The organism is SAR324 cluster bacterium (assembly GCA_015232315.1).
Classification (GTDB): domain Bacteria; phylum SAR324; class SAR324; order SAR324; family NAC60-12; genus JADFZZ01.
The window spans coordinates 1-18,616 of sequence record JADFZZ010000026.1 but is presented as its reverse complement, the minus strand read 5'-3'; the positions used below and the strand labels follow the sequence as shown (position 1 = coordinate 18,616).

18 protein-coding genes, 2 tRNA genes and 1 pseudogene are annotated in these 18,616 nt (G+C 45.1%); 19 read left to right on the top strand and 2 right to left on the bottom strand.

Annotated features, from left to right (window positions below):
* Positions 1 to 21 precede the first annotated feature (21 nt).
* Positions 22 to 513, top strand: a complete 492-nt coding sequence (locus HQM11_15550; GenBank protein MBF0352445.1) for a hypothetical protein — start codon at positions 22 to 24, stop codon at positions 511 to 513.
* An 8-nt stretch (positions 514 to 521) separates the two neighbouring features.
* Here HQM11_15550 and HQM11_15545 read toward each other — a convergent pair whose 3' ends face one another.
* On the bottom strand, positions 522 to 1,643 hold the full coding sequence (locus tag HQM11_15545; GenBank protein MBF0352444.1) for a glycosyltransferase family 4 protein: 1,122 nt from the start codon (positions 1,641 to 1,643) through the stop codon (positions 522 to 524).
* 81 nt (positions 1,644 to 1,724) lie between these two features.
* Here HQM11_15545 and HQM11_15540 point away from each other — a divergent pair.
* The 18 genes from HQM11_15540 to HQM11_15455 all read left to right on the top strand — a co-directional run bounded on the left by HQM11_15540 (position 1,725) and on the right by HQM11_15455 (position 17,975).
* Positions 1,725 to 1,800, top strand: a tRNA-Glu gene (locus HQM11_15540).
* A 71-nt stretch (positions 1,801 to 1,871) separates the two neighbouring features.
* Positions 1,872 to 1,947, top strand: a tRNA-Ala gene (locus HQM11_15535).
* Positions 1,948 to 2,092: 145 nt separating this feature from the next.
* Complete coding sequence (gene rpsU, locus HQM11_15530) at positions 2,093 to 2,311, top strand: 30S ribosomal protein S21 (GenBank protein MBF0352443.1); 219 nt, start codon at positions 2,093 to 2,095, stop codon at positions 2,309 to 2,311.
* A 117-nt stretch (positions 2,312 to 2,428) separates the two neighbouring features.
* Positions 2,429 to 3,772, top strand: a complete 1,344-nt coding sequence (locus HQM11_15525) for an HD domain-containing protein (GenBank protein ID MBF0352442.1) — start codon at positions 2,429 to 2,431, stop codon at positions 3,770 to 3,772.
* Positions 3,773 to 3,778: 6 nt separating this feature from the next.
* Positions 3,779 to 4,624, top strand: a complete 846-nt coding sequence (gene ispE / locus HQM11_15520; GenBank protein MBF0352441.1) for a 4-(cytidine 5'-diphospho)-2-C-methyl-D-erythritol kinase — start codon at positions 3,779 to 3,781, stop codon at positions 4,622 to 4,624.
* A gap of 25 nt (positions 4,625 to 4,649) precedes the next feature.
* On the top strand, positions 4,650 to 5,327 hold the full coding sequence (locus HQM11_15515; GenBank protein ID MBF0352440.1) for a lytic transglycosylase domain-containing protein: 678 nt from the start codon (positions 4,650 to 4,652) through the stop codon (positions 5,325 to 5,327).
* Positions 5,328 to 5,349: 22 nt separating this feature from the next.
* Positions 5,350 to 6,108 carry a MotA/TolQ/ExbB proton channel family protein gene (locus HQM11_15510; protein MBF0352439.1) on the top strand — a complete coding sequence of 253 codons (759 nt, stop codon included), beginning with the start codon at positions 5,350 to 5,352 and terminating at the stop codon, positions 6,106 to 6,108.
* Positions 6,105 to 6,899, top strand: a complete 795-nt coding sequence (locus tag HQM11_15505) for a flagellar motor protein MotB (protein ID MBF0352438.1) — start codon at positions 6,105 to 6,107, stop codon at positions 6,897 to 6,899. Before HQM11_15510 ends, HQM11_15505 begins: the two co-directional genes overlap by 4 nt.
* Positions 6,883 to 7,611 carry a flagellar motor protein MotB gene (locus HQM11_15500; GenBank protein MBF0352437.1) on the top strand — a complete coding sequence of 243 codons (729 nt, stop codon included), beginning with the start codon at positions 6,883 to 6,885 and terminating at the stop codon, positions 7,609 to 7,611. Before HQM11_15505 ends, HQM11_15500 begins: the two co-directional genes overlap by 17 nt.
* A gap of 23 nt (positions 7,612 to 7,634) precedes the next feature.
* Positions 7,635 to 8,132: a flagellar basal body-associated FliL family protein gene (locus tag HQM11_15495; protein MBF0352436.1), complete on the top strand. Its 498-nt coding sequence runs from the start codon at positions 7,635 to 7,637 to the stop codon at positions 8,130 to 8,132.
* A gap of 28 nt (positions 8,133 to 8,160) precedes the next feature.
* Positions 8,161 to 8,652: a flagellar basal body-associated FliL family protein gene (locus tag HQM11_15490; protein ID MBF0352435.1), complete on the top strand. Its 492-nt coding sequence runs from the start codon at positions 8,161 to 8,163 to the stop codon at positions 8,650 to 8,652.
* Between the two features lie 17 nt (positions 8,653 to 8,669).
* Positions 8,670 to 9,116, top strand: coding sequence for a flagellar motor switch protein FliN (gene fliN, locus HQM11_15485; protein MBF0352434.1), 447 nt, complete (start codon positions 8,670 to 8,672; stop codon positions 9,114 to 9,116).
* A gap of 28 nt (positions 9,117 to 9,144) precedes the next feature.
* Positions 9,145 to 10,314, top strand: coding sequence for a flagellar biosynthetic protein FliO (locus HQM11_15480; GenBank protein MBF0352433.1), 1,170 nt, complete (start codon positions 9,145 to 9,147; stop codon positions 10,312 to 10,314).
* A complete protein-coding gene (gene fliP / locus HQM11_15475) occupies positions 10,311 to 11,078 on the top strand; it encodes a flagellar type III secretion system pore protein FliP (GenBank protein MBF0352432.1) in 768 nt (255 codons plus the stop codon). Before HQM11_15480 ends, fliP begins: the two co-directional genes overlap by 4 nt.
* A 156-nt stretch (positions 11,079 to 11,234) precedes the next feature.
* Positions 11,235 to 12,776 (top strand): ABC transporter substrate-binding protein, encoded by a 1,542-nt coding sequence (locus HQM11_15470; protein ID MBF0352431.1) that lies wholly within the window; start codon positions 11,235 to 11,237, stop codon positions 12,774 to 12,776.
* Position 12,777: 1 nt separating this feature from the next.
* Positions 12,778 to 15,360 carry a response regulator gene (locus HQM11_15465; GenBank protein ID MBF0352430.1) on the top strand — a complete coding sequence of 861 codons (2,583 nt, stop codon included), beginning with the start codon at positions 12,778 to 12,780 and terminating at the stop codon, positions 15,358 to 15,360.
* Between the two features lie 9 nt (positions 15,361 to 15,369).
* Positions 15,370 to 17,655 carry a response regulator gene (locus HQM11_15460; protein MBF0352429.1) on the top strand — a complete coding sequence of 762 codons (2,286 nt, stop codon included), beginning with the start codon at positions 15,370 to 15,372 and terminating at the stop codon, positions 17,653 to 17,655.
* A 41-nt stretch (positions 17,656 to 17,696) separates the two neighbouring features.
* Positions 17,697 to 17,975, top strand: coding sequence for an IS3 family transposase (locus HQM11_15455; GenBank protein ID MBF0352428.1), 279 nt, complete (start codon positions 17,697 to 17,699; stop codon positions 17,973 to 17,975).
* A gap of 106 nt (positions 17,976 to 18,081) precedes the next feature.
* On the opposite strand, the pseudogene HQM11_15450 reads toward HQM11_15455, so the two are convergent.
* Positions 18,082 to 18,429: pseudogene (locus tag HQM11_15450) on the bottom strand (Rpn family recombination-promoting nuclease/putative transposase).
* Between the last annotated feature and the right edge of the window lie 187 nt (positions 18,430 to 18,616).

Sequence of the window (18,616 nt, the reverse complement as noted above, 5' to 3'; positions counted from 1 at the left end):
ATATATTTGACTCAGGTAGTTATGAAGAAAAGTTCAATTGGATGGATGACTTGTTATACGCCATCTTTAATCAAAGACAAGCAACCGATGAAGGTCAAAATCAGTGGCTTCATTTTGTTGGCCATTCTGGTCGGCGGGGTCGCAATGCAAAAAATACAAACGCATGAAACAGAGGGGTTTCTGCCGGGATTGTCTTCCACATCTGCCAGTTCAGAAACGCACTTTCAGCTAAAAATCACTGATTTAAATGGATATCCTGTCGAAGACGCGGTTATTGTCAATCTTCAAAACAGACAACAATGGCATACTGGTGACACTGGCAACATCAGTATCCAGTCACTGGGCATGACCGACATCATGATTCTCGCGCCAGGTTACATCACCCAAACATTCCGACTTCCCATGGCTCATGACGAGTCCGACCACATCGAATATCATCTGAAGCGCAATCCATTTTTGTCGATGACAGCCAGCAGAAAATCAGCGCTGAATGTCGCTGTTTCTATGGACTAAATCGCCCTTCACGTGGGTAAATCTGTAGATTTATTAAGCAGTTGATTCAATAAACTGGCTGATTTTTCCCAGGTAAATGCCAAAGCATGGTTTCGGGCTTCCGTTTCCATCCGGGCTCTGAGAATATCATCCTCCAATAAGCGTAGAATTGCGCCAGCGATTGCGGATGGATTTTCAGGATCGACCAGCAAACCTGTTTTTTCATGCCGGACGACATCAGGAATCCCTCCTGAATTTCCAGCGATCACCACTTTTCCTGATGCGTTTGCTTCCAGAAAAACAATACCGAATCCCTCAAAGTCCCCCTGAATGTCCCGGGACGGCATGATGAACAAATGGCACTTTTCAAATTCCTCGGGAATATTTTGTGAGGGAATCCTGCCTGCAAATTTCACATAATCATTGAGCTGATGTTCATCAACCAACGCTTTCAACCGTTCTAGATCTGATCCAGTCCCCGCAAGGCGATAAACAAAATCCTGCCTTGCTCTGAGAACCTCAGGCAAAGCACGAATGACCATATCGAACCCCTTGCGTGGAACCAGAGCGCCCAGAGACAACAGCACTTTGGGACCAGAATTTTGTTCCTTCTGCGAGATCCCCTTAAAACGTTGAAGATCAACACCGCAGGGAATCACATGAACAGGATGAGGCCCACCAATAGCCAATACTTTGGCGGCAGTGAAATGGCTCACAGCCAGGGAGAACAGACTTTGCTGAATCACCAACCGCATTAACTGACGGGTAATCCAGTGCTTTTGCCACAACGTGATTTCTGTCCCATGAAAGGCCAGTATATAGGGTATCCCTGCCAACATTTTCCCAATCCACGCAACAACCCCGCATGGAGCCCACACGGTGCCAAAAGCAATATCCGGATGCCATTGATGAATGATTTTGAGATAATGCCCGCTATAAAAAAGCGTTTTTATCCACTTGATCCGGGTCCATTTCCCCCTGATAATTTTGAAAGGTTGCTGCCGGTCAAACTCCAGATCACCCTCTGCGGGAGGACATAGCACACACACCTCATGCCCTTGCCGTGTCAATTGTTTTGCCAGTTCATAACTATAAGTCTGAATCCCCCCGATTTCCGGATAAAACAACCGGGCTATCATTAAAATTCGCATGGTTCTTTCACAAAAAAACATTAAAAAAATATATTGACAAACAAAATCTTTGGAAATATAAGATGCGCTTCTTTTGCAGCCGTCCCCATCGTCTAGAGGCCTAGGACTCCGCCCTTTCACGGCAGCAACAGGGGTTCGAATCCCCTTGGGGACGCCATACGCATCAATTCAAAATTCTATCTAAAAAATCAAAATATCACCTTCCCAAAAAATAAAATCAATTTTAGTGGGGACATAGCTCAGCTGGGAGAGCGCAACGCTGGCAGTGTTGAGGTCAGGGGTTCGATCCCCCTTGTCTCCACCATACATGACTAAATGTCCTGACAGAATCAAATAAAAACACGTATCATTATTGATCAATCCCTAAAATAGGGTGTTGCATTCAATAAAAAAGTTTGGTATACGTTCCAGCTTTACGGAATTTTAATAACATTTTTCAGGAAAAACCTATGCCAGTAACCATTGATGTCAAAGACGGTAATGTTTCCAAAGCCATGATGCAACTCAAACGAACCTTGATTCGGGAAGGGTTGTTCAAGGAGTTGAAAAAAAGAAAATATTTTGTAAAACCGTCTGTCGCTAAAACGCTGAAACGCGAAGCCGCTGAAAAACAACGCAACAAAGACATCAAGCGGGAACTGCGGGCAGCACAAAAAGCCGATTTCTAATCTGGCCTGAGTTTTATCAGAATTCTTTTCCTGATTCCTTAATTCTGCACAGTGGCTCAAAAATTGAACAGACTGTTTCAATGATAATTTTTGTTCCTTGCCACTGTGATGAATTCCATGAAATCCCCACTAGATCGTTATAAAATCCGCTGTCCCATCCACGGAAACATCCCGTTCAGTGACCGTGAACGGCAAATCATTGATCATCCATTTTTCCAGCGACTCAGGCATATTTCCCAGTTGGGTTTTGCCAGTTATGTCTATCCCGGCGCGACTCATAGCCGGTTCAGTCATTCCTTAGGGGCCATGCATCTGGCTGGAGTAGTATTTGATCACCTGGTGAGTTCTCCCCAATCTTGCATCCGGGATCAGTTTCCTGAAGATCCTTTACACTACTTTCGTACCATATTACGGTTCTCGGCCCTGTTGCATGATTGTGGACACGCGCCATTTTCGCATTCTTCAGAACCTGTTTTCCCTCTTAGAAACACACTCGATTTGCCAGTCAAATGGTATTCCAAACCGTTGGATATGCAAACCAGAGCCAGTCATGAAGATTTTTCCATCGCTATTGTGTTCGCATTATCTCAAGGCAGTTCGCCATTATTATCTGAGGAAGAATCCCGCGATATATGCTCACTGATAGATCATGACATCAGTCCCTCAGATTTTTTTCCCAATTCAAGCCATCGGCCCTTCAACATCCATCCCCTGCTTCAGCGTCTCGTGAGTGGGGAGGTTGATGTGGACCGTATGGATTATCTCCTTAGAGATTCACATTACGCTGGAGTCAGTTATGGAAAATTTGATCTTGACCGATTGATCCAGGGACTCCATTGCACTGCTACAGAACATGGACTTGTCCTGACCATGGAAAATAATGTGCGCTATGCCTATGAAGATTTTCTGCTGGCAAGACTCCACATGTTTCTCCAGGTATATTTCCACAAAACCCTTCTGCCCTTTGATTTCTTTCTGAAACAGGCGTTCCAGGAACGGGAACTTGATCTGCAAATCACTGGTGATCTGGAAAATTTCCTGATGCTCCATGATGACAGCGTTCATTCAGCGTTGTGGAAGGTCAGAACCAAGAAATGGGCCTCGCGCATTGTTTTCCGAAAACCACCCAAACGATTGTTTCAATTTGAACATTATCACCCTGATGGCCTGGAAGAATTGATGATCCAGCAGTTAAAAAACGCGGGAATCGAAACCCTGTTTCTCAGATCCTCACGTTATCTGTCCAAATTTTCTACACTTCCCCGCGATGACGCCAATTCGCTGCTGATCAGGAATACAGTCATGGGTAAAACCATGTATCTGCCTGTTCAAAAAGTTTCATCACTGCTGGATCAATACCGTCAAAACGCGGATCTGAAATATCTGTACTGTGATCAGGAAAATTATGAAAGTGCACGAAAGATTCTGATCCCGTTTCTCGAATCCCGAAAACTTCTGTGAAATCCTATGATCCGGATCAAGACTCCCGCAAAAATTAATACCATTCTACAAATTCTCTATAAACGTCCTGACGGCTATCATGATCTGTTCATGCACATGGTGCCCATCAGTCTGTTTGACACCCTGGAATTTTTCCCTGAAACAACAGGCCCGATTCAACTTGAAGAAACAGGGATCAGAGCCGGAGTCGATCCGGAAAAAAATCTGGTCATCAAGGCCGTCCGGCTGTTTGAAAAGCAAACCCGAATCAAAGTGTCAGGAACAATCAAACTGCATAAAACAGTTCCAACAGGAGCAGGACTGGGAGGCGGTAGCGCCAATGCGGCCGGAGTGCTTGTTTTGCTGAACCAGTATTATGACCAGCCATTGAACCACACAGACCTGCACCAACTGGCACAACCCCTGGGATCGGATGTTCCATTTTTTTTGAAACCAACCCCTGCGGAAGTGCATGGGAAAGGCGAAGTTCTGAAACCGTTAGCCGGTTACCCTGAATTGCCCTTGCTGGTTATCAAACCTCCGTTTTCAATTCCTACAGTTGAGGCCTATCGCCAATGTACCCCAAAACCTCTTCAGACAATTCCACAAATCCATACCCTGGCTGAACTTCTTGGCAATCTGCACAATCAATTTGAATCCACGCTGTTTCCAGCCTATCCCGATCTGGCCCAAATCAAGCAATTGCTTCTGGAGCATGGCGCGCTTGGTGCATTGGTTAGCGGAAGTGGATCGGCCGTCTTCGGAATTTTTGAGAACGAACTATCCCGGAATCAATCCATAGAATACTTGAGACCTCAAATTTCAGGGGAAATTTTTTCATGCAAGATACTGGAAAACTATTCCTATTTTTAATGCTTAATCCATTCAGCAAGCTGTCATGAATGTTCTCTCAAATCCAGCCCTCATCAAAAATCTCTTTTTCCTGTTTTTTTTGTTGCTTGCGCTGGAAGGATGCGGTCCGTCGCTAAGATCACCCTACCAAAATCAAGGAACAGCCAAAGAAGAACGCATTGATCATTTTTATCAGCGTTACAAAAATGGAAAAAACCTTAAGGCGGCACTGGAAAACGGTCAAAAATATTTACCCTACATTCATCAAATATTTTACGAACATGGATTACCACCGGAATTGGCTTATCTTCCACTGCTGGAATCCGGTTTCCGAACATCCGTCACTTCACCTTCAGGCGCGAAGGGAATGTGGCAATTCACAGAAGGAACAGCCAAAGATTTCGGACTCAAGATCAACTGGTTACGTGATGAACGGCTAGACTGGAAAAAATCAACCGTCTCAGCGGCCCGTTATCTCAAGCAACTTGGCAAACGTTTTGACAACAACTGGGAACTCGCGCTTGCGGGATATAACGGTGGCCCCAACTATGTTGCCCGACTGGTCAAACAGAAAGGGCAACACAATTACTGGGCATTGCCATTGCGCAAGGAAACCTACGAATACGTTCCCAAATACATTGCGATGTTGAGAGTGGCTGAAAAGCATTATCCTCAGCTATATTTTACAGGCGCACCCAAAGTTTGGATCGCCTCAAGAACATAAAACATAAAAACCGGGTGAAACGATGGACTTGGGATCTGTTCTGGGACTGATCATTACGCTGGTTCTGATCATTGTCGCCATGGGCTCCTATCTGACAGCCTTTGTCGATATTCCCTCACTGCTGATTGTGGTGGGAGGGACCATAGGAACCATGCTTATCTGGTTTCCACTGAACCGGATTCTCGGCATTGGAAAAGTAATGCGCAAAGCATTTTTTGCCAGTCCACCCCAAATCTCCACCATCATCGCCACCATTATTGATTTTGCGGGAAGAGCGCGCAGAGAAGGCATTCTCAGTCTCCAGAATGTGGGCAATGAAACGGATGATCAGTTCTTTATCAAAGGCATCAATCTGGTTGTGGATGGTCTGGAAAGCTCTGTCATCGAAGATATCATGAACAATGAAATCGACTTCACCGAAGAACGCCATAAAACAGGAGCCAGTCTGTTTTCAACCATGGCCGCACTATCGCCGGCAATGGGAATGATCGGGACACTCGTTGGTCTGGTCATCATGCTCCAGAATTTAGCTGATCCTGATGCCATCGGACCGTCCATGGCGATCGCGCTGATCACGACATTTTACGGATCTCTGCTGGCAAACGTGGTGGGTCTCCCCATTTCAGGAAAGTTGCAGATAAGAAGTCAGGAAGAGGTGCTTGCGCTAAAAGTCACCAAGGAAGGCGTCATGGCAATCGCGGCCGGAGATAATCCCAGAATTGTAGAAAACAAATTGAACAGCTATCTTTCTCCCAAAGACAGAGGAACATTGACTCAATGAAATTCCACGATGTCTATCGTTTTCAGGCTCCGGGGGCAATACCTGAGGGCCTCGACATAACTGTTGAACACTCCCGTTTCCGACCCACCGGAGACAGCAACACCGTCATGATGACGTCCTTGTCCCTGATTCTGCTGGCCTTCTTTATTTTGCTCTATGCGTTGTCTTCTCCAAATAATAAAAAACAGGCTAAAATCGCACTGGAAATCAAACGCGCCTTCGAATCCATTGGCGGAATACTCAACAATACGGGGCCAGCGTTTGAAACCGGACGCGGAACGAGCAAAGAAAAACTGGAAGTGAGTGCTGAGGTTGAAACATTTTTATCTGAACTCCAGGGATATTCAGAAGAGGATCGAGACCTGGAACAATTTTCCTATGAAGTGACAAACGAAGCCTTATTGATTCATATTCCAACGCGCTTTGCCTTCCAGGAAAATTCAACAGAAATTCAGCCTAAAGCTTATCCGTTTATGGATAAAATCTATAATTTCATTGAACGGTCTGAAAACCGTGTCCGTATTGAAGGACACACCGATGACGTCCCCTTTCGAGTGTCTGATTTTGACCCGAACTGGACATTATCCGCTGATCGCTCCATGCGGGTTCTCAGATATTTTCTAAAAAAAAGTATGGTACCCGCTTCTCGTTTTGCCGCGTCAGGATACAGCAGTCAGCGTCCACTGGCCAGCAACCGGTTTTCAGAAGGCCGGGAAAAAAATCGGCGGATCACGATTGTCATCATCAACCCTGTCCATTTACTCGGAGGGCCTCTTGGCACAGGACCATGAACGGAGTGCGCCTGTCCTGGAGGAAACAGTTCAGGTTCCCGTTAAAAAAGAAAAAAAGAAAAAAAAATCCGGGAACGAATTGGATCCCAACGCATGGATGGTCACGTTCAGCGACCTCATCACATTGATGATGACTTTTTTTGTGTTACTTTACTCTTTCAACGATCCCAATCCCAAATCCCAGCAAAGTTCACTTTCTTCCATGGAACCGGGGTTCTTTTCCATGTATGAATCCAGAAGTACCGATGAAATTCGAATTTTACGGGCAAATTCCATTTTAAAAGAAAGTCTGGAAGTGTTCCTGTCAGAACATTCTGTCCGTAACGTGGAACTGTCACAATCGGATGAGGGCTTGATTGTGACAATACCGGCTGATATCGTTTTCGCACGGAACAGTGCCCTGTTGAGTGCATCGGCCAAACAAACAATTCATCAGATTGCACGATATTTGAATAAAACAGGACACATGATTCGTATCGAAGGTCATACCGACACGACTCCAGTTCGATCCTCCAAATATCGGGATTCATGGGATCTCTCTCTGGCAAGGGCTCAAAGTGTTTTGAAAGAAATGCTGAACGTTGGTGTTTCACCAGCCAAACTTTCCTTGACAGGCAAGGGCGATTCTCAACCAAAGGCGTCCAACCAAACTCCAAAGGGGCGGCGAACGAACAGCCGTGTTGAAATAGTCATTCTCAATGAAAACGACTAACATTTATAAATATAAAGGAATTTATGGCAGATGAAGGTGAAGAGAGTGGCGGAGGTGGTGGCAGTAAAAAACTAATCATCATCATCGTTGCTGTCATTGTATTATTATTGATTGCCGCGGCAGCCTGGTTTTTTCTTCAGCCTAAAGGTGAGGAGGAAATCGTCCCGGATGAAAAAATTTCATCCTCGGCAGAGCCTCTGGCAGCCCCGATTTTTCTTAACATTGATACCTTTGTGGTCAATCTCAAGGATGGCCGAAGATATCTGAAAACCACCATCCAGCTCATGTTGAGCGATCAGAAAGCCAGTGATTATCTGAACGGACGCCTTCTGGAAGTGAAGGATATTGTGCTCTCGGAACTTCAGGAATTGTCAACCGAAGATATCAAAATGGCAGAAGCCAGAAATGAATTGAAACAACGGCTGATTTCTCGAATCAGCACCCTGTTTCCCAGCAAACCTGAGTGGGAAGATCCTGAACCAATCAAAAAAGTGCTGTTTCAGGAATTCTTTATCCAGTAATTTATTCCTGTCTGGATAAAAAGGAACTATGGCAGATGACGATGGATTGGAAGAAGGTGGCAGTGGTGGTGGTGGTGGCAAAGGAAAGTTTTTACTTATTCTGCTTCTACTTCTCCTTGCTGCGGGTGCCGCATATTATTATCTGAACCAGGAACCGGAAAAAGAACCTGAAATTATCAGAGAAGGTCCTCCGCCTCTGGAAAATCCGCTGTATCTGGAACTGGGAACATTCATCATCAATCTCAAAGACGGCAAATATTATCTGAAAACCACTATGCAACTTGCCTTTACAAACGCGGCCGCAAAAGCATGGATGGAAGGACGCCTTCCGATTGTGAAGGACTTGATTATATCGCATTTACAGGAATTAACTTCCCGTCAACTCAATGAAGCTCGCACACGACAGCTTCTGCGACGGGATTTGCAGATTAAACTGAATTCCCTGTTTCCCAATCTGGCACCATGGGAAGATACAGCTCCTGTGAAACGGATTTTGTTCTCTGAATTCTATCAGCAATAGACTCACAAAGGCCTGCTATGGGTGATGAAGATTTCGAATCGTTTGATAATCTGGATGACCTCGACTGGTCTGATGTGGAAGAAGATCTGAAACGCAATCGTGAAATGGTGATTTCAGAAGCGCAAAAACCAGAACCTGCCATGGCAAGTCCATCAGCCGCCATGCCCACTGGAGGAGGAGTCAGTAAACCCAAACTCCCTGATGGTTCGCTGGATATTGATTTTCTTCTTGATGTCGAATTACAGATTTCGGTGGAAGTCGGACGCACCCAGATCATGATCCAGGATCTTCTCGGACTGAACGAAACTTCCATTGTGGAACTGAACAGCCTGATTGGACAACCGCTGGATATCCGGGTGAATGAAAAACTGGTTGCCCGCGGAGAAGTGGTCGTCATCAACGATAAGTTTGCTGTAAAAATTACTGAAATTGTCAGCCCTGATGACCGTTTTGCCGCTCTGTAACAATTCCCTGAATTCAAGGAAGGAACGCATGCGCTGTTATCACCACTTTACTCTCACGCTGATACTGTATCTTCTGGCAGGAATACTGCCGGTTGCCGCCAATCAAAACACCCTGCTCAATGTCCAGTTTTCCACGCTGAACCACCATGAACGTGTCACCCTTGAATTCAGGGAGATTCTGCAACAGGAACCTGTTCTCAATTTTGAAGAAGGATTCTTCAGCCTTCGCCTGTCTGACGTTGATATTCGCACAGGTTTGTCGAGTCTCATCACTCCAGAGGCCAATCCCCTGATCAAATTTATTCGTATCACGCAAGGCAGTGCGGCTCTGCTGATGGAAATTGTTCTCATACCTCCCCGAGTTACCCCTGAAGGCAAATACCGGATGATCCGCGATAAAAATACACTTTCTATCGATCTGGACCGGGTTGCACTGTTAAAATCACAACCATTGTCCCCTGTCGATAAAAACTTTGAATCTGAAATGGCTCAAAAAGCCATGAACGGACGCCTGCCTGAAACCTTCACCCTGGAAGAAGGGGTTCCATCAGAATCCAGCCCCATCTCTGAGTCATCGTTTTCCACCAGCCCGGAAGAAAACTGGATCTCGACCATGCTGGTTCTGATTCTGGCACTGCTGGTCATTCTGATGTTGATTTATCTGCTGGCCTATGGCTACAACCGTTTTTTATCAGGAAAACTTCCCAAGCTTCAAAGCCGTTTTCCTGTCAAAATTATTTCATCATTTTATGTGGGGCCCAAACAAAAAATTGTTGTTCTGGAAATCAATAACCAGTATTTTGCCTGTGGGATCACCCCCAATGCCATCAATTTTCTGACAGAAGTCCGTAGCAAGGAAGATCAGGCGTTTCTGAATCAGGTGGATGTCAAGGACGGCAATATTTCCTTCAATGAAACACAGGCTCGGGCAGAATTTTTATCGGTTCTGCAACAGGCCCGGCAAAAATCAAAGATCATTGAATCTGCTGAAAAACAGACAACGCCGAATCCATCATTACCACCCAAACCCAGAAAAAAAACGCAGGCACCCCCGCAGAGTCAACCAGAACCGCCCGGCAATGCGTCTCGACAAACAGTTGCTGAAGTTTCAGCAACTGAAGATTCCGAGGAATCTGCCATGTCAGATTTCTCACAAAAACTGGCACAAAAGCTCAAATCACTCAAACCGCTTAACTGAACAGGAAACCTGTGAAATGGCAACGACTGATATTCATTCTTGTGTTCCTTATCGCCGGTGGCAGTCTGATTCATGCCCAATCGCCGATACCGGGCATCAACATCAGTATTGATTCCGCCACAACGCCACAGCAAGTGTCCTCATCCCTGCAGATTGTTTTTCTGCTCACCATTCTGACACTGGCTCCCGCGCTGTTCATCATGACCACCTCTTTCACCCGGTTTATCATTGTGCTGTCATTTCTCCGACAAGCCATTGGAACCCCGCAAACCCCACCCAACCAGGTTATTCTGGGACTGGCGCTGTTTTTAACACTGTTTGTCATGATGCCTGTCTGGGAAGAAGTCAACCAGACAGCGCTGAAGCCTTATCTCAACAATCAAATGAGCCAACAAACATTCCTGGAACGCTCAGTGATTCCGGTCAAACGATTCATGCAACGCTTTACCCGGGAAAAAGATCTGGCTCTGTTTGTGAAAATTGCCAAACTTTCACGTCCCAAAACGATTGATGATGTGCCCGTATGGGTTGTGATTCCGGCCTTTGTCATCAGTGAACTTAAAACAGCCTTTCAGATAGGTTTTATTTTGTACGTCCCCTTTCTGGTCATTGACATGGTGGTATCATCCATTCTGATGGCCATGGGTATGATGATGCTGCCACCTGTCATGATTTCACTTCCCTTCAAATTGATGCTGTTTGTCCTGGTTGATGGCTGGCATCTGATCATCGGATCCCTGGTACAAAGTTTTGTGCCGTTTTAACAGCGTGTTTCCCGATAATTCGGTATGACCTCTCCTCAAGGTTTTTCACTTTTTCATCAAATATCTATTGTCGAAAAGTTGCCCTGTTGATAATGAAATATAAAGGCTGATTGATTCAAGCCGGGCGTTTTTCATTTAAAGATCACAGGAGGTCTTATGTTCCGAAAACAATGGAGCTTTTCGACTATTGTTTTATGTCTGCTATTGGTTCAAATCCAATCAGCATCCGCGCAATCAGCATCCAGGCCGCGTGAGCAAACCCTGATCTGGTGTAGCGTTTCCCCGATCCAGTCTCTTGATCCTACAGCCCACCGGGATCGAGAAACCCAAATGGTGCTGAAACATATGTTTGAAAGTCTCACCACCCGTAACCAGAAGATGGAAATTGTGCCACAGTTGGCAGCCCACTGGAACGCTGTGGACCAGACAACCTGGGAGTTCCAGCTTAAACATGATGTCACCTTTCATGATGGCTCTCGATTTACCGCCAAAGATGTTGTTTTTACCTTTCAACGAATCCTTGAGGAAACAAGTTCTGAACAGTCTGCCCGCAAAGGCCTGTTTGAGCATATCACTTCGGTTACGGCGGTTGATCCCTACACTGTCCGGTTCAAAACAAAACAACCCTGGCCAATCTTACCGCTGATGCTGTCACTTCAGGAAATTATTCCAGCTCATGACACACAGAGGCCAATGGTAAAAAAAACTATCGGCACTGGTCCTTTTCGTTTTGTAGAAATGCAAACTGATCAAGAACTGGTGATGGAACGCTACTCTGGATATCATCAGACTCCTGACACAGCCATTCCACCTGAATTACTGCCCCGCTTTCTGATTTTCAAAAAAGTCAATGGTTTCACCTCACAAATTGCGCAACTGAAGAAAGGCGAATGTGACATCATTCATCAGGTTCCGGTCGATTCGTTGTCAATTCTTGGAAGTTCTACAGATATTGGTGTTGCCTTTATTAAAGCAACCCGAAGTTTTTTTGCTGATATCAATGTGACCAAACCACCTTTTGACCAGATCAACGTCCGGCAGGCACTGAATTATCTGATTGATAAAAATGTGGTGGTTCAGACAATTCTATATGGACATGGTCAGACACTTCCAACCATTCTTCAGGCTGATACTTTTTCCTTTGATCCTGACCTGAAACCCTACCCCTATGATCCACTACAAGCGGCATCCATACTGAGAAAGGCTGGCATCACCAGGGGCACTCCGATAAAAATCATGACCCCACGAGAGAATTCCAGATTTGCTTTTACCCTCGCTTCTTTTCTGACCCGGGCAGGGTTGGTTTCACAGATTGAAGAAATTGAGGAAAGAAAACCGCCACAACTTGGTGCTGAAGCAACATGGAATCTGTTTGTAACCTCATGGGGGAATACCACGCTGGATCCTGTGGACATCATGATTCCAAAACTACAGACAGGAGGACGCGGCAATTATTCCGGCTATTCAAGTCCCAAAGTGGATCAGTTGTTTATTGAAGCGGAGGCCGCACTGGATTCTGAGGTTCGAAAACGTCTCTATCAGGAAATTCAGCGTATTGTTTTCGAGGATGCGCCCATGATTTTTGGCTATGCGGCCCAGGAGTTTTACGCATACCGCAACCATTTCGTTCACAACTTCATTCCTGCCCCCTCCGGTTTCCCCGATCTCCGTCAGGTGTATCTGAAGACAGAGCGTTGACATGATTCTGCGATATTTTAACAAATGGCCGCTGGGCTACAAACTGGTCATCATTTCTTCAGTTCCGATTGTGAGTATGGCACTGCTGATCATGACCTATTTACTTGCCTCGCTGGAAGAATCCATCAAGACACAAACAGAAAATACACTCCTGAATCTCACTGAAATCGCGGCACTCTCCATGTCGAATCCGTTTGTCATCTATAACAAGGATATTCTGGATAATTTTGTAGATACCCTTGCCAAAGAAATCAATGTCACAGAAGTGATGATCATTGACACCCAGGATTGGCACATCATGACCCACAACGATCATCAGCATGACGGTCAAGTGTTTGACCAGCAAGAACATTTTCCTGAGTCTCTCAATCAGATCCATAACTATTCCGGAAATCTCTTTGTGATTTCACGTCCAATCAACATTGATCAGCAAATGTTCGCGCTTCTGCTTGTCCGGTTCACGCTGGACAAGGCCTATCATGAAATGTCCACCATCCGGATCAGAATTCTGTCAATGGCACTCGGAGCCATCACCCTGGGAGTTATTCTGGCAATTCTCTCGGCAAAGTTTATCAGTTCCCCCATCCGAACGCTCACTGAAAAAGCACTTCGAATTGCGGAAGGACATTATAATCAGGACTTTGACTATCATCGTGCTGATGAAATAGGAATTCTGGCTCAGAGTTTTGAAACATTGCAACGCTCCATCAATCAGAAAATCACCAAACTTCAGCAGGAAATCAACATTCGAAAAATGGTGGAGGAAGAACTTCAGCGCTATCATCGTGAAAAGATTGGTGAGAATCAGGAAAAATATAAAAACCTGTTTTATAATTCCAATGATGGTGTCATTTTGCACAACATCGAAGGAACCGTACTGGATGTCAACCACCGGTTTTTAGACCTGTTTGAATATTCCCGGGAAGAATTACTCCACTTGCCCTCTGATAAACTGTTTACCGAGGCAGGCAATCTCATTTCACAAATGGCCCATGAGATTTTGCAGAAGCAGGGATTTTTCCAGTTCGAAACCTTCTGCAGGAAAAAAAATGGACTCGAGTTTCCCGCCGCCGTTTCGGCAAGTACGTTCTCGCTGGATAAAAAACCTGTCATTCAATCCATTATCCGGGATCTGTCACAACAAAAAAAGATCGAGATGGAATTGGAAGACGCTAAAATGGAGGCTGATTCTGCCAACCGTGCAAAAACCAGGTTTCTGGCCAACATGAGCCATGAAATCCGCACACCACTGAATGCGATTATCGGTTTTACCCAGGTATTGATGCACCAGAAAAGTGTGCTTCCCCTACAGTTCCAGGATTATCTGCAAAACATCCATGTCAGTGGCAACACCCTGGTTGAGTTGATCAACAATATTCTGGATCTTTCAAAAATTGAGGCCGGGCGCATGACACTGAACCGGGAATCCCTTGATATTAAACTGATGATCCAGAGTATGTATCATATTTATAAGGTTTCAGCAGGGCAGAAAAGTCTCAAATTCATCTATGATCTTGACCCTGCGTTGCCTCGATTGATTGTTGGCGACCGTACCAAAATCAATCAAATCATGATGAATCTGTTGAGCAACGCGATCAAATTCACCCCACCCGGAAAAACAGTTTATCTCCGGGGAATCATACGGGAAAACCAGTTGCTTCTGGAAGTTGAGGATGAAGGGGTCGGTATTGCGCCTGAAGAACAGCAACAGGTTTTTGAGTCATTTACTCAAGCTCATAATCAACCGCAGGAAGTGACCGGAACCGGACTCGGACTCACCATTACCCTCCAGTTGGTCCAGTTGATGAAAGGGACGATACAATTGGACAGTACTCCTGACAAAGGCTCACGATTCACCGTCAGTTTGCCCCTTGAAATTTCGACCGAAGGGAGCAACCTGGTTTCAATGGATCCTGCTTATTATCATTTTTCACCTGACAACCTTGTGCTCCTTGTGGAAGACAACCCCATGAACCAGGCTGTGGTTCAGGCGATTTTTGACACGTTTCATCTTCAGATTCATATTGCGGCCAATGGATTGCTCGGAGTTGAAAAAACATTTGAACTCAAACCGGATCTGGTCATCATGGATTTGAACATGCCCGTTATGGATGGACTGGAAGCCATTAGAAGAATCCGGAAAAATCCGGAACATGAGAAAACGGCCATTGTGATTCTTTCAGCGCATGCCTTTGTCGAGCAACAGCAGGAAGCACTCCAGGCCGGTGTTTCTGAATATTTGACGAAACCCCTGGAATATCACAAACTGATCCCTGCTCTGGTGAAATATCTTCGTTCGGATCGCTCCGGGCCCACAGTCGCCCGGCAAGAATCATTGCCATCTCTTCCCTATGAAATGGAAGCATCATTATTGAACCATTTTGAGGAATTGAAACAAATTCATTTTTTCAGACAAGACAAACTCTTCAAAAAAATCACACAAATTCAGCAATTGATCGAATCGTATCAGAGCATTTATCGTGGAAGCCTGGCTCAACTTCATCAAGCAACTCATGAGCGAAACGAAACGCTTTTTGGTCAAATTCTCGATAATATCATCTTAAATCTGCAAACTAAAAACTGATGAGGAAAAATGGAAAATATTCTTATTGTTGATGATGAGCAACTGGTATGCAGACATGTTGAAACAATATTGCAAAAACTCCATTACCAGACGGGTTATGTCACCGATCCGGATTATGTGATCCCGACGTTGCAGGATGAATCATTCAGTTTGATTCTACTGGACATCAATATGCCCCGAAAGGATGGCATCACACTGCTGAAGGAACTCCGGAATCATGCGACATTTCGTGAAATTCCCGTCATCATGCTGACAGCCGATACCACTGACAAAGTACTGGCTACCTGCTTTGAAAATGGTGCCGCTGACTACATCACAAAACCCTTGAATGAACTCGTATTGAAAGCCCGTATCGGCGCTGTGCTCGCGACCAGAAATCATTTGGTTCATTTACGCCGTGTGAATCAGCATCTGCGTTATATCAATGAAATGAAATCCCGGTTTGTCTCAATGGTCACCCATGAATTCCGCAATCCGCTGATGGTCATGCTCAACACCGGGGAGTATTTGGAATCTTTCCAAAAAGAACTGTCCGAAGAGGATATGAATAAATGTTTCAAGCGAATCCAGACTTCAGCCCAAAACATGAGTCAACTGGTGGATGATATTTTAATTTTAGGTCAATCTGACGAACAGAATCTCATACTCAACACCAGCCAGTTTGATATCATTTCCTTTTGTAAAGAACTGGTGACTTCTTTTGAACTCATGCCCCAAAACACTCCTAAAATTAAATTTCATGCGGCAATCCCCGCTCTGAGTGTTTCATTGGACCGCAAATGGCTCCACTATATTTTGTCCAACCTGCTCTCAAACGCCATTAAGTATTCTCCGGATGGACAGAACATTATCTTTGAAATTTCCGAAGAAAACTCCAATGTTTTATTAACAATTCAGGATCATGGCATTGGAATTCCAGAAAATGATCAACTGTACCTGTTTCAACCATTCCATCGTGGAACCAACGTAAAAACCATTCATGGCACAGGACTTGGGCTTTCCATCGCCAAAAAAGGAATTGATCTCCATCAGGGACGTATTGAATTTAAAAGCTCGGAAGGAAATGGAACCACTTTTAAGATTTATCTCCCCAAAAGCATTGTCTCACAGCAGGTCTTCACCCAAACCACCGTCAGCGACTCTAACCACGCATCGGTGTCTCAAAAATTTTTTTCCCAGACCGCTCTTATTTCTGACAGCACCACAATCCTGGTCATCGATGATGATCTTGATCTGTTGAATTCCACTTCGCTTCTTTTAAAAAAATCAGGATACCAGGCACTTGGCTTTCAGGATGGCCATGAAGCACTTCAATTTACCAAAAACCATCGGGTTGATTTGATTTTATGTGACATACTGATGCCGGAAATTCACGGTTATGATGTTTTTACAACCATTAAAAAAAATCCGGAAACTTGTATGATTCCTTTCATTTTCATGACTGGTCGCGGTGAAAAACGAGATTTCCGCAAAGCCATGGAATTGGGTGCTGAAGATTATTTACAAAAACCCTTCTCTGCGGCAGAACTCAGGCAAGCCATCGCCATACGCCTGGAGAAACGTGAGCAAGTTGTTCATAAATATGAGAAAAAACTGGAGCAACTGCGTGAAAATATCACATACGCCCTGCCACATGAACTGCGCACAGCACTGTTTGGCATTAACGGATCAGCAGAAATCCTCCTGAGAAACCAGGATCAGATGCCACCTGAAGATATTCGACAGCTTACTGGAATTATTTATGACTCAGGTAAAAAACTCCAGAAAGTGGTTGAAAAATTTTTGATGTATGCCTCGCTGGAACTTGAATCCGCCAGACCGGAATCATCCCAATCCCGACAACATGTTCCTCTGCTCAATCCTGTTCCCACCATTATGACTTGTGCCATGGAGCGCGCCCGGCACTACAAACGATCCAATGATTTACAAATGGACCTGAAAGATATCTCTATTAAAATTCTGGATGAAGATCTGGAGGCTATGATGCATGAAATCCTCGACAATGCCTTCAAGTTTTCCATCGCTGAAACACAGGTTCAGATTACGTCAGGCATCTCACAACAAGGCATTTCTATTGAAATTCGAAACGCTGGTAGAGGGATGACATCCGAGCAGATCACCAGCATTGGCGCCTACATGCAGTTTGGTAGGAAAAAGTATGAACAACAGGGACTTGGCTTAGGACTGGCCCTGGTCAAAAAATTTATGGATCTCTACCGGGGAAAGTTTCAGATTGAAAGCATCCCTGATCAATTCACACTTGTCACCCTGAGCTTTCCGCTGTCTGATTTCTAGGGGATCGTCCAAAAATATAGCGTTGTTGTGGTCTAATAACTTTGGAGTATGCATGTTCCCGATCCTCTGCTAATGGCAGAGTTAAAGAGATTCATCAGGAAACCCGTGAAAGTTACGGGAGCCGAAGAATGTCTGCCCAGTTGAGGAAGGACGGTCACAAGGGCGGACGCACTCAAGCGCGAAGCCTGATGAAAGAAGCTGAGGTCACGGTAACACAGAACAAACGGTTTATTCAGACCACAGACAGCCGCCATCCCTGGCCTGTGGCGGAAAATTTGCTGGATCGCCAATTCAAGCCTGAAAAACCCAATCAGGTATGAGCTAGCGATAGCACCTACCTTTGGACTTCTGAAGGGTGGGTTTATCTGGCTGTTGTGCTTGATTTGTACTCACGGAGGGTCGTTGGCTGGCCCGTTGATTCCCGAAGGCAATGACAGGATTGAGGAGGCTGTAATCCTCACCGGTTGCCAACTGGAGGGAATAGGCTTTGGCGGCATTGTACAGGATGCGTTTTTCAAAGCCTTCGACATTGAGCACCTGCATTTCGATGATGACGGTGTCGCCACTGGCGGTGCGGGCCTTGATGTCGAGGTAGGTGTCCTTGACGCCGCGAATTGGGGGCGCCTGCCAGGGATTGAGGATTTCCAGATCGGCAATGACCGGCTGATCCTGATGCAACAGGGCATTGAGAAAGGAAATCAGGATGTCCTTGCTGTGTTCTCCGCCAAAGATGCGTTTGAAGGCAAAGTCTGTTTTGGGATTGATGAAATGCATGGTGTTCCTCAGTGATGGTTTGAAGCAAACCGGATGACATAAATTTATCTGTAGCAAGTACTCGGGTTTTCTAAAAAAATTTCTTTGACAATTTAAAGCACTGGCACGGTTTATGCGCTAGGCGGCTTTTTCCAAAGAGAGCTCATCAACTGGTTCTAAATTGACCAATTCAGAGGAACATTTTCGA

Bases quoted from the DNA above. Each gene is read 5' to 3' on its own strand.
- HQM11_15465 (MBF0352430.1), top strand. From the start codon at position 12,778: ATGATTCTGCGATATTTTAACAAATGGCCGCTGGGCTACAAACTGGTC.
- HQM11_15490 (MBF0352435.1), top strand. From the start codon at position 8,161: ATGGCAGATGACGATGGATTGGAAGAAGGTGGCAGTGGTGGTGGTGGT.
- ispE (MBF0352441.1), top strand. From the start codon at position 3,779: ATGATCCGGATCAAGACTCCCGCAAAAATTAATACCATTCTACAAATT.
- fliN (MBF0352434.1), top strand. From the start codon at position 8,670: ATGGGTGATGAAGATTTCGAATCGTTTGATAATCTGGATGACCTCGAC.
- HQM11_15460 (MBF0352429.1), top strand. From the start codon at position 15,370: ATGGAAAATATTCTTATTGTTGATGATGAGCAACTGGTATGCAGACAT.
- HQM11_15545 (MBF0352444.1), bottom strand. From the start codon at position 1,643: ATGCGAATTTTAATGATAGCCCGGTTGTTTTATCCGGAAATCGGGGGG.
- HQM11_15525 (MBF0352442.1), top strand. From the start codon at position 2,429: ATGAAATCCCCACTAGATCGTTATAAAATCCGCTGTCCCATCCACGGA.
- HQM11_15505 (MBF0352438.1), top strand. From the start codon at position 6,105: ATGAAATTCCACGATGTCTATCGTTTTCAGGCTCCGGGGGCAATACCT.
- HQM11_15515 (MBF0352440.1), top strand. From the start codon at position 4,650: ATGAATGTTCTCTCAAATCCAGCCCTCATCAAAAATCTCTTTTTCCTG.
- rpsU (MBF0352443.1), top strand. From the start codon at position 2,093: ATGCCAGTAACCATTGATGTCAAAGACGGTAATGTTTCCAAAGCCATG.
- HQM11_15495 (MBF0352436.1), top strand. From the start codon at position 7,635: ATGGCAGATGAAGGTGAAGAGAGTGGCGGAGGTGGTGGCAGTAAAAAA.
- HQM11_15470 (MBF0352431.1), top strand. From the start codon at position 11,235: ATGTTCCGAAAACAATGGAGCTTTTCGACTATTGTTTTATGTCTGCTA.
- HQM11_15480 (MBF0352433.1), top strand. From the start codon at position 9,145: ATGCGCTGTTATCACCACTTTACTCTCACGCTGATACTGTATCTTCTG.
- HQM11_15550 (MBF0352445.1), top strand. From the start codon at position 22: ATGAAGAAAAGTTCAATTGGATGGATGACTTGTTATACGCCATCTTTA.
- HQM11_15510 (MBF0352439.1), top strand. From the start codon at position 5,350: ATGGACTTGGGATCTGTTCTGGGACTGATCATTACGCTGGTTCTGATC.